Source organism: Caldicoprobacter sp. (assembly GCF_047459465.1).
Classification (GTDB): domain Bacteria; phylum Bacillota; class Clostridia; order Caldicoprobacterales; family Caldicoprobacteraceae; genus Caldicoprobacter.
On sequence record NZ_VSCO01000056.1, the window covers coordinates 1 to 11,679 of the forward strand.

10 protein-coding genes and 1 pseudogene are annotated in these 11,679 nt (G+C 48.1%); all 11 read right to left on the reverse strand.

All coding sequences use genetic code 11. The features are described from left to right. A partial coding sequence (locus FWJ59_RS05160) for a RecQ family ATP-dependent DNA helicase (RefSeq protein WP_414480916.1) occupies positions 1–1,736 on the reverse strand: 1,736 nt, incomplete at its 3' end. A gap of 393 nt (positions 1,737–2,129) precedes the next feature. Beyond that, entirely contained in the window at positions 2,130–3,644 is a 1,515-nt protein-coding gene (locus FWJ59_RS05165) for an Rne/Rng family ribonuclease (RefSeq protein ID WP_414480917.1), read from the reverse strand. Beyond that, a complete protein-coding gene (locus FWJ59_RS05170) occupies positions 3,610–4,344 on the reverse strand; it encodes a TIGR03936 family radical SAM-associated protein (protein ID WP_414480918.1) in 735 nt (244 codons plus the stop codon). The genes FWJ59_RS05165 and FWJ59_RS05170 overlap by 35 nt, the downstream gene beginning before the upstream one ends. Next, the gene (locus tag FWJ59_RS05175) at positions 4,341–6,179 is read right to left on the reverse strand and encodes a TIGR03960 family B12-binding radical SAM protein (RefSeq protein ID WP_414480919.1); all 1,839 of its coding nucleotides are present in this window, start codon (positions 6,177–6,179) and stop codon (positions 4,341–4,343) included. Before FWJ59_RS05175 ends, FWJ59_RS05170 begins: the two co-directional genes overlap by 4 nt. 217 nt (positions 6,180–6,396) lie before the next feature. Then, on the reverse strand, positions 6,397–7,329 hold the full coding sequence (locus FWJ59_RS05180; protein ID WP_414480920.1) for a site-2 protease family protein: 933 nt from the start codon (positions 7,327–7,329) through the stop codon (positions 6,397–6,399). A 3-nt stretch (positions 7,330–7,332) separates the two neighbouring features. Continuing rightward, positions 7,333–8,142, reverse strand: a complete 810-nt coding sequence (locus tag FWJ59_RS05185) for a murein hydrolase activator EnvC family protein (RefSeq protein WP_414480921.1) — start codon at positions 8,140–8,142, stop codon at positions 7,333–7,335. Positions 8,143–8,247: 105 nt separating this feature from the next. Then, complete coding sequence (rodA, locus tag FWJ59_RS05190; RefSeq protein ID WP_414480922.1) at positions 8,248–9,399, reverse strand: rod shape-determining protein RodA; 1,152 nt, start codon at positions 9,397–9,399, stop codon at positions 8,248–8,250. Positions 9,400–9,497: 98 nt separating this feature from the next. Next, a complete protein-coding gene (gene minE, locus FWJ59_RS05195; RefSeq protein WP_414480923.1) occupies positions 9,498–9,788 on the reverse strand; it encodes a cell division topological specificity factor MinE in 291 nt (96 codons plus the stop codon). Between the two features lie 14 nt (positions 9,789–9,802). Continuing rightward, positions 9,803–10,612, reverse strand: coding sequence for a septum site-determining protein MinD (gene minD, locus FWJ59_RS05200; protein WP_414480924.1), 810 nt, complete (start codon positions 10,610–10,612; stop codon positions 9,803–9,805). 136 nt (positions 10,613–10,748) lie between these two features. Then, complete coding sequence (gene minC / locus FWJ59_RS05205; protein ID WP_414480925.1) at positions 10,749–11,393, reverse strand: septum site-determining protein MinC; 645 nt, start codon at positions 11,391–11,393, stop codon at positions 10,749–10,751. Positions 11,394–11,479: 86 nt separating this feature from the next. Continuing rightward, positions 11,480–11,679, reverse strand: a pseudogene (locus FWJ59_RS05210) (hypothetical protein); the annotation flags it as partial.

The following is an 11,679-nucleotide window of genomic DNA, read 5'->3' on the forward strand; positions in this document are numbered from 1 at the left end:
TTGCGGAGATAGCGGTGTATCTCCAGCAGAAATTCATCGGCAAAAAGCTCGATTTTGCGCTGCTCTATACCGGCATCAATTTTGAGAAGCTGTTTTCTGGTGACCGGCTTTAAAGCCGCCATCCGCTCAAGGATATTGTCGTCAAATACCGCCTGATGCGGCACCCCTGCTTTTCTGGCAATTCTATCCCGCACCTGCTTGAGGATGTCCAGCAACGCCTCATCTTTCTTAGCATCCTTTTCGGCATTACAGGCATCTCCCTGGACATTCAGTATGCCCTTCAGCAAGTCGTCTATGAACTTTCTCTTGGTGCCATCGGCGGCCGAACCACAAACGCTGCAGTTGCCGCATTTGGTGAATGTGGGCTGCTCGTTAAAATACTCGAGGATATTGTAGCGCAAGCATCTTTTGCTTAAACAGTACTCCACCATCTTATCCAGCTTTTCAAGCTCCACTTTTTTATGCCAGTCTATCTCCTCCTGGGTAAGCTCAAACTTCCTGTCATTTAAAAACGGGTATACGACTCCGTTTTTTAGCTTTACGTAGTTATATTCAATGAGCTTTCGTACAGCGCTATGCAGGATTTGCTTTGATATATTGCCTTTAAGGAGGGCCTCCAGTGCTATCCCTTTGGCCCCTGCCTCAAGCACCCTTTTGTATAGGTTTTCCACCAGGCCCACCGGAGGATAATTGATATTTATAAGAGCCCGATTGAGGTGATAATCTTCTTCTGAATACAGAAGGATACAACAGGCCAGCTTGCCATCCCTTCCGGCCCGGCCCACTTCCTGATAATAATACTCTAAAGACCTAGGCATGTTGTAATGTATTATATATCTTATATCTCTTTTGTCTATACCCATACCGAAAGCATTGGTGGCCACCATAACTGATGTCCTGCCCTGGACAAAGTCCTCTTGGGCCACAACCCTATCCCGGCTGCTCAGCCCTGCATGATACATGCCAGCCGGTATGCCCTTGCTGATGAGCAGGTTATAGAGGTCCTCAACGGTTCTCCTGGTAGCGGCATAAATGATGCCCGCCTTGCCCAAATTTCTCTTGACATACTTTATAACAAACCCTTCTTTATCCCGAGGTCTCTCCACCCTGAACTCCAGATTGGGCCTATCAAAGCCGCTTACAAACAGCTTATAGTTTTTCAAATTAAGCAATCGGATTATATCCTGTTGCACGCGACGGTTGGCGGTGGCAGTAAAGGCTGCCACAATCGGGGTGCCCAAATGCTGTATCAAATCCCTGATCTTTAAATAAGCCGGACGAAAATTGTGGCCCCATTGGGATATGCAGTGCGCCTCATCCACCGCTACAAACGGCACATTCAAGCCTTTCAAAGCATCAATAAACCCTTCTGAATAAAAACGTTCGGGGGCAATGTATACTATCTTATATTTCCCCCGCCTTAGGTTGTCCATGCGCCCGGCAAGCTCCTCTTCCGAGAGGATGCTGCTTATAAAGGTAGAAGGGATACTCCGTTGCCCTAGCTGATCCACCTGGTCCTTCATCAACGAAATAAGGGGCGATATGACCAAGGTGGTACCCGCAAACATTAGGGCTGGAAGTTGATAACACAGCGACTTTCCACTCCCGGTTGGAAATACCACCACAGCATTTTCTCCTCGAAGTATGGTCTCTACCACCTGGCGCTGTCCGGGACGAAAGTCATCATACCCAAAGTATTCCCGTAAATATTCGTATAACAATTCCGATTGGCTCATAAAAATTACACCCTTTTGCTAATTGGTTAAATTGGCGGTTATGAGCTGTCATCCCCTCGCCGGAAGTAAAGCTTTTACTGCTGTGGCCCATCGCTGTGCCTCCCCGTCATTGGCATGTAGGACCCCTTTTTATAGTTTATATTTAAACATTTACAAAATCAATTAGCAATAATAAAAATTGCCAGTTTGCTGTTTTCCTTGAGCAAAAATTTATTAAAATGTTACAAAAACCGATTTTGGCTATATTCTGTACGATTATCCTTATTTGCTCAAAAGGCCGTTTTTTGTTCCAAAAATAAAAAAAGGCCGCCGGTCAGCTCTCACACGCCTCATGCAAAGACACACATAAATGCACCCTCGGAAACGCCCCGCCGGACCTCCTTAAACCATCGTTTAAGAAAAACGAACGGTTTTTTCTAAATCCCCCGGGCCTTTAAGCAGCTGTATTCTACTATCTTCAACGTGGAGGTTGTCATCGGCTCTAATGCATATCTTCTTTTTAAAGGTAGTCTCCAGCTGTTCCAGAGCTTCTTTATCTTCTTCCCATGCTCGGGCTACGCAGGGGTGTACCTCCACCAGGGCTCCCCAGGCATCATGAACGCTAAATAGCCTTTCCAGCTCCTTTTCTATTTTGGCTATGACGGTGGCCTCGGAGTATACCCTTCCCGTCCCGTTGCAGTAAGGACAGGGTTTCAAAAAAGCCGTCGAAAGCCTGGGACGCACCTTCTTACGGGTCAGCTCCACCAACCCCAGCCCCGTCAGCCCTATCAGATTGGTCTTGGTACGGTCCTTTTTCAAGGCCTGTTCCAGGACTTCCAGCACTTTCTTCTTATGCTCTTCTTCCGACATATCGATGAAATCTATGATTATTATGCCACCTATATCGCGCAGCCGTATCTGGTGCGCTATCTCTTCGGCGGCTTCCAGATTTGTTCTGAAGGCCGTATCCTCCAGGTTGGCCTTGCCGACAAACTTGCCGGTATTGACATCTATAACCGTCAAAGCCTCCGTTACATCTATTACGATGTATCCACCGCTTTTTAACCACACCTTCTTCTGGATGGCCTTTTCGATTTTTTCCTCAATGCCGTAAATCTCAAACAGGTTCCTCTGAGCGTCGACATACTCCACTCTATCAACGAGCGGCGGCGAAATGGCCTTGACCAGTTCAACTACCTTTTGGTAATGATAATAGTCGTTTATGATTAGCCTATCCACATCGGAGCAGAATATATCGCGTACCGTGCGATAAAGGAGGCTTTCATCCTTATGCAGGAGTCGGGGCACCTCACCATGCTTTTCCCTTTCCTTGATCCCCTCCCATAACCTGCACAGTACCTCTATGTCGGGCATAAGGTCCTCGGCCTGCTTGCCTTTGGCTGCAGTCCTCACTATGATCCCCATATTTTCGGGTTTAATAGCCTCGGCAATTCTTCTCAAGCGTTGGCGCTCCTCTTCATCCTCTATCCTTCTGGAAACGCCCACATAGTTCAAGGTAGGCATGAGCACTACATACCTGCCCGGCAGGGTGACGTGCGTGGTGACCCTGGCACCCTTGGTTCCCATGGGCTCTTTCAAAATCTGTACCGTTATCTCCTGGCCTTCCCTAATGATGTCCCGCAGCGAAATGTTCTTAATCACCTTGCCGCCATTCTTATCCCCAAAATCAAACACCGTATTGTCAACGTTTATATCCCCCGCATATAGGAAAGCGTTCTTCTCCAGCCCTATATCAACAAAAGCAGCCTGCATGCCCGGTAGCACATTGGTCACGCGCCCGCGGTATATATTCCCCGCTAGCCCCTGCTTTTCATCGTCCTCCATGTAGAACTCCACAAGGTCTCCATCCTCCAGCACCGCCACCCGCGTCTGGTCATAGTGAATATCCACCACAATCTGCTTGGCCACATCCATCATCCTCTCCCAATTCCAGTGGGGTTATCCATCTATTCCCCTTCCGCAAAAACATATCCAGCCTATGGATATCCGGCAAACAGCAAGAGCCTTCTACCACGCCGGCAGATTCTAGCAACAAATGCACCAGCTGCCCGGGATTTAAAGATTCCCTGCCGCCAGCGCTCAGCATGGCTTCCATTATTACCTTTTGTTCATCCCGGTCAACTATTTCCAAGCGATGTATCATGGGCCTGATGTTTACAATGCGCTCGCCCTTTTTTCCCCTCTTTGTTATGGTGATATCTGACCGAGATAGAAAATCCTTCAATACCCCTTCTATCGGCAAACCAGAAGTATTTAGGGAAATACGATAAAGCGCCCTTTCGATCATGCTCATCAACGAGGGGAACGATTCGTCGATGGCCACCGCCTTGAGCATGGCTATCCCCTGCGGAAGTACGCCATTCATCCTCTGACAAAACTCCTGGGGGCTCATGCCTGAAGTCAACATCACATCCATGTATTCGCCCTGGCTGGTCATCCCCACCGACAGCGGAGGCGCAAAGGCAACCCTGGGCTGGGGGTTATACCCCTGTGAAAAGGCTACGGGTATGCCGGCGCGCCTTAAGGCTCGGTGAAGTGTCCTCATGAGGTCCAAGTGGGATATATACTTTACCCTGTCCTGCTTGGCATACTTTACCACCAGCCTCACTGGCACAGCCCTCCTTCCAACCTTGTAATGCCGCAGCCCCAGCACCTGGTCCTACAATCAGGCGTTAGCTCGCCCCTCAACGCCTTTTGATACTCCCTCCACAGGAAGGATGGCGTGACCCCCACATCGATGTGGCTCCAGGGCAATACCTCCTCCTTGGCTCTTACCCGATTGGCGTAAAACCCTGGGTCTATGCCGGCATCCTGGAAAGCCTTTAGCCAGGTATCATACTTGAAATGTTCTGCCCAACTGTCAAACTTGCAGCCCATCTGCCATGCCCTTAGTAGCACCTCGCCCAGCCTGCGATCGCCTCGGGCAAACACCGCTTCCAAAAAGCTCAGCCGCGGATCATGCCAGTCAAACTCCACCGATTTGATCCTCAGCTTGTCCTTGAGAAAGTCAATCTTTTGGTTCATGCATTCCACCGTATCCTGGGCAACCCATTGAAATGGAGTAAAAGGCTTAGGAACAAATGATGCCACGCTGACGGTTATCCTCAATCTACTGGCCCTTTGTCCTCCGGTTACGTCCAGATAGCAGCTTTTTACCTTTCTCGCCAGATCGGCAATACCTTCCAGGTCCTCCTGGGTTTCGGTAGGCAATCCTATCATGAAGTACAGCTTTACGGTATCCCATCCCAGCTCAAAGGCCTGCCTAACGCTGTTTATAAGGTCCTCTTCGGTAACCCCCTTGTTGATAACATCCCTAAGCCTCTGGGTCCCGGCCTCGGGAGCAAAGGTCAAACCCGCCTTGCGCACCTTTATCATCTCTTCAACGAGCTCCCTGGCAAAGGAGTCGATGCGCAGCGACGGGAGCGAAAAAGACACCTTTTGCGGCGCAAAGCGCTCCATGAGCTGCTTTACCAGGTTCTCTAAATCGGAATAATCGCTGGTGCTCAAGGAAGAAAGGGACAGCTCCTCATAGCCCGTATTATTAATGAGCTTCTCCGCCAGCTCCATAAGCCTGGGAACCGAACGCTCCCTCACCGGGCGGTATATCATGCCCGCCTGGCAAAACCTGCACCCGCGCGTACAACCTCTGAACACCTCCAACATGACGCGATCATGGACGATGTCCATATACGGCACTATCATGGTTTCGGGATAATAAGCTTTATCAAGGTCTTTCACCACCCGCTTTTGGATGACGGCCGGTATCCCTTCCCGATTGGGCTTAATGGAGCGGACGGTACCATCATCGTTATATTCCACGCTATAAAAGTGCGGCACATAAACCCCCGGTATACGAGCAGCTGCCACCAAAAAATCCTGGCGCCTGCCGCCGTGAATTTTCCACTGCCGATAGGCATCCAACAATTCGTTTATTACCTCTTCCCCATCCCCCATAACCACCAGGTCAAAAAAGTCGGCCAGCGGCTCGACGTTATATGCGCAAGGGCCTCCTGCGATGACAAAGGGGTGATGCTCATTTCTTTCCCACCACCGGAGCGGAATCCCTGCCAGGTCAAGCATGTTTATCACGTTCGTATAGCACATCTCATACTGGAGGGTGAAGCCCACAAAGTCAAACTCGGCAATGGGATCTTTGCTTTCCAGAGCAAAAAGCGGAATCCCCTTCTCCCTCATCAGCTGCTCCATGTCGGTCCATGGCGCAAACACGCGCTCACAATAGGTATCTTCCCTATCGTTCATAAGATGATACAGTATCTTCATCCCTAGGTGGGACATGCCCACCTCATACACATCCGGAAAGGCAAAAGCAAACCGTATCAGCACCTTTGAAGGGTCCTTTTCAACCATGTTGTATTCATTTCCCATATATCTAACAGGCTTAGTAACCTGCCTGAGTATCTCGTCCAATATAGACTTGTCCATCCACACAGTGCCTCCCATTGATACAATATACTGTGCATAACCTACTCAACAAACCCCGTACACATCATATATTCTTACCCTGCAGCCATTTACCATTCCCTTAACCGGGAAGCTGGTACCGCCACAAGAAACAAGCCATGCTTTTTAGATAGCCCAGCCTTGGCCGCTACCTCAGCTCCCGCTTTGCTGTAACACCACTGATAGCAAAAAATTGCCCTCAACTTCTGGCCTCTCCATTAACCCCTCTTTTGCGGCTGGGCTGTGCAAGCAACCTAGACACTGGCACATTAAGCCCATAATCCATAAGGCCGTCGGCTATATCCTTTTCAGTTAAATAGCCCCTGGGCCTCAGCCGTTCGTCAACTACCACGATGGTATGATATCGATGGGGCACAAACTTCCTTATCACATCCCTCAACGGCAAATCATACAACACCACCAGTTCCCTCGATTGGATGGCTCCTTCTCTGATCAAGATGTCCCTCTTATAGGTGAGATCCCTTACCATTACATAGGTGACCATCCTGTTTTCCTTTACCGCCGAATATGCTAAAAACCCTGCCATGACAAACAGGGTAAGGTTAAAAACCCCGTAGTAGAGGGCATATACTCCGGTCATGACAAGGAATAAAGCCAATACAAACCCGCCTATGGTAGTAATCCTGGTGGCCTTTTTTATCCCCAGCTCTCTAGAAAGGATGGCGCGCAGGATTCTACCGCCATCCAGCGGAAAAGCTGGAAGCAGATTAAAGCCGGCCAGCATCAGATTGGCCTGAATAAAAAAATCATAATCCCTGGGGGGAATAAGTCCCATATTTTTCAAAGCCATGCAGCCCAGTACCAACAGCCCGTTAGACATAGGGCCGACGATGGCTATATATACTTCATATCGCGGGTTGATTTCAAAAAAGCTCTCGATCCTGGCTACGCCGCCAAAAGGCAGCAACTCTATCTCGCTCACCCTCAGATTTAATGCCCTGGCCATGGCCATATGGGCCAACTCGTGTACAAATACCACTAAAAATATGACGGTCAGCTTGGTCCCCTCTCCTAATACTATGGCTATACAGATGAGTATAACCAGCAACTTGTTTATATATATGTCTATGCCAAACAGCGTACCCAGCTTCATGGCCACAGTACTTATCACGCTTCACTGAAACACCTTGTTATCCTCTTGAATGAGCTTGAGGGGATCTACCGGCTGATCGCCATGCCAGACTTCAAAATGCAGCCTGTACCCTTCCGAGGGGTCCTTGCCCATCTTGCATATTCTATCGCCCTGCTTTACTGAAGCTCCCACCTGCACCTGTATGTCCTCGCATCCGCTGTATAAAGCCACCCATCCTCCGCCGTGGTCAACCTTTACATATGCGCCATAAGGCCCGTCTTCCCCAATGGCGACGACCTTTCCATCGTGGGCCGCATAAACCCATCCTTGCTGCTGCGACAGAATATCTATCCCCTGATTTGTCACCTTTTTGCCTTCATCGTCGTAAATCTGACCAAAAAATCCACTCACCCTTCCCTCAGCGGGAGCAACAAGGACAGGCTGATATGCCCCTTCATATTCTCTCTTGACTTCTTCTTCGGCCTCCTCTCCATTTTGGGCCTGATGCTGGTTAAACACCGCCTTAATCCTCGGCAGGTAGTCGCCCACGAACTTGAGCTTTCCCAGCGACTCGTCTATATCAAAGTCATAGGTTATGGCATCGCGAATTCTGTCAACGGCCCACTTGGTGATGGGAGTATCGATGCTCTTGAGTAGCATCACTACTACAATAATGATGGCCACTATCGACATCCTGACTATCAATACGGCCGTTTTATGCTGGTCATCCGAAGTCCCCGTTCTCCCGTATAAAGCTTTTCGGCGCACAGGGCGTGAGACAGGCAAATCCAGCCTGCGTCGTCTAACCGGTCTGAGTCCTTTTTTTACGTAAACCCCTTTCCCCGCTTCCAAACATCATCCCCTCCTCATCAATACAAGTATATTGGGAGGGGACCAGGTTTATGATTTTAAAATACCTCATCTGTCCTTTACCCCCTGAACGAACTCACTTTGCCTTTAGAAGTTTATCTTTTGCCTGCGCATACCCACGTTGAGCACCAAACCATATGCGATCATATTGGTAATCATTGAGCTTCCGCCATAGCTCATGAATGGAAGGGGTATCCCGGTGATCGGCATCAAACCTATGGTCATGCCTATATTCTCGAATATATGAAACACCATCATGGACACCACACCAATGACCAAAAAGCTGCCAAAGTTGTCCTTGGCTTTGGTTGCTAAATATATGGTCCTCAATATCAAGCAGAGATACAGGCATATTATTATAGCTCCTCCTACGAAGCCAAGGGCTTCTACAGTAACCGAAAAAATAAAATCGGTATTTTTGGCCGGCACATAATTGAGCTGGCTTAAAGTGTTGTCGGTCAAAATCCCTTTACCCCATATTCTGCCGGAACCTATGGCGATAATGGACTGAATGACATGATATCCGGCCCCCAATGGGTCCATGCCGGGATTCAAAAACACCAGTATGCGGTTCTTCTGTGTGTCCGATAGCAGGCCATACCACATAAGCGGCACGGCTGCAACCCCCGCTCCAATTGTACCCAGCAGTAGCTTATAGCTGATACCCGCGACAAAAATCATCCCAAAAAATATGGCTATAAACACCATAGCCGTACCAAAGTCGGGCTGGTCTATAATGAGCGCCAATGGAATAACAAGCCTTCCCAGCAATGGCAAAAGGTCTTTTATGCTGTTCAGGCCTTCTCCCTCATCCTTCTTCTTAGCTATGGCCTTGGCCAGAGATATAATCATGGATATCTTAGCAAACTCTGATGGCTGCATATAAAACGACCCGAAGCTGATCCAGCTACGCGCATTGCCGGCAATATGCCCTCTAAAGAACACATAGAGCAGCATAGCCACTACCGTCCAATATATATATGGCGACATCTCAGCAAAGAGATGATAATCGACGCTGAGCACTACCAACATGGCCACAAGCCCAACGCCAAACCATAGCAGGTGCAGCTTGACGTAATGCAAGTTAAAGTTTCCAATCATGTCAAATAGGCGATATTCATCGTCTTGAACGGGTTCCCTCATGGCCACACCAATGCCTATTAACCCGAAGCCCACCAGCAAGGATATCAAGATCAATATCAAAAAGTCAAAATTTTTAATGAGCTTTTTGTCAAACATCTACGTCCCCCATTTACATGTACATGCTCTCAAAGTCACCATCGTCACTATTATAACATATGGGCACATATAAAAAAAGAGATTGCGCACTGCAACCTCTAACCCCTATTAGGGCCTATATTTTTGACCCTTTTTATAGGAATATTTGCCACCAGGGCAGTACTGTATGTATCATCATCCTGGGGTATACGGGACAACCGTATGTCTAGGTCAGCCTCCTCTATCTCCATATAGCTGGATATAACTTTAATGATATCATCCTTGATCATATCCAGAAACTTAGGTGAAATATTGGCACGGTCATGGATCAACACCAGTTTAAGCCTCTCTTTGGCAATATCCTTGCTCTTGCTTTCCCCTTTCCCAAAAAACTTAAATAAATCGATCATTTAAATCCCCCTCACTAATAGGACCTCTTCTTTCCCATGCTAAACCACCGTTTGAGCTTCGCCAAAAAGCCCTCATCCATGTCCAAATCCATGATAGGCACATTTTCGCCCATCAATCGCCTAGCGATGTTTCTATAAGCCTGTCCTGCCAAAGAATCCTCGTCCAGCACCGCAGGTTCGCCCTTGTTGGTGGATATGACCACCTTCTCATCGTCAGGCACCACCCCAAGCAGGTCCACTCCCAGTATATCAATGGTATCGTCGATGTTCATCATGTCTCCTCGTCTTACCATATCTATCCTGATGCGGTTTATTATCAGCTTGGGGTCCATAAGATCGTTAGCGGCAAGCAAGCCAATTATGCGATCGGCATCTCTGACAGCCGACACCTCTGGCACGGTAACCACTATTGCGCTATCGGCTCCGGCTATAGCATTTTTGAATCCCTGTTCAATACCGGCCGGACAATCGATAAGCACATAATCGAACTCCTCTTTTAACTGCTCGCATAACTCCTGCATCTGCTGCGGCGATACCGCCGTCTTATCCTTTGTTTGGGCAGCCGGAAGCAGATATAGCCCTTCGAAACGCTTGTCCTTTATGAGGGCTTGCTTCAGCCTGCACACCTTTTCCACCACATCCACCAAATCGTAAACGATCCTGTTTTCCAACCCCATGACCACATCCAGGTTTCTAAGGCCTATGTCGGCGTCTACCAGCACCACTTTCTTACCTGACAGCGCTAAAGCCGCTCCTATATTGGCCGTTGTGGTGGTCTTGCCGACCCCTCCCTTCCCCGATGTTATCACTATTACCTCTCCCATATGTGTCCACTCCCCCTATATATCTTTTATCCTGACTTCCACATCAAACCAAGTTTAACACATCACCACTTACACAGAAACCGATTTGCGGTAACAAGATTATGATAGCAACTACAGCCATCTTTTACATTATATACTACTTCCCTCTCCCCGGTAAATAAGGCTCTATTACTAAAACATTATCCTTCACATAGGCTATTTCGGGATAAGAAGGCTTTACGTCATCATCTTCTGGTGGCCTTGCAATGATGCCTCCAATTCTCACCTGTGTGGGCTGAAGGCTGAAGGCCACCACCACTGCATTGTGATTGCCGGTGGCCCCTGCATGGGCCACCCCCCTCAATGTCCCCATGACCAGGATGTTTCCTCCAGCAATTATTTCTCCTCCCGGGTTAACATCGCCGATGACAACCACATTACCCTCATAGTATATTCTCTGTCCGTTTCGCACCGTTCCTCTTACAAATCGCGTCATGCCTTCTTCTATTCCGTCGAAACATTCGAAATGATCGACTGAAGGAAGCCCGTTATTCGCCATCTCAAACGTAATACTACCAACTTCGATTTCCCGGGAAATTAAATCGACAATATTCTGCTGTTGCTGTGGCGTCAACCTCCTGCCGGTAAATATCAAGCTTATCTGTGAGTTCACGAAAAAATGCTTGCTGCCCTTTATCTTTCTCTCAAGCTCATCCATGATCTGCTCCATATCGGAATTAGCGTCAATATAGACCTTTATGCCTCTTTTTACCCCTTTAAATACCACCGAACTCTGGCTCATCTTTTACGTTCCTCCACAGCATTAAATGTTACATCCTCCAATATTCGCCAAGTAAACCAAAAATCCTGCAAGAAACATAAAAATGTTTACTGTCTTAAGTGGTTTACCTCATTTACGGTATCAAATTGACTTTGCGTATTTTTCAACCTGTAATACTCCTCGATTATCCGCCGTGCCACTCTGGCTGCATTGCTTGAATTACGACCCTTGGGAATCGCGACGGCTATGGCTATTTCGGGATTTTCATAAGGCAAAAAGCATCCAAACCAGGCAACGTTATGTTTTT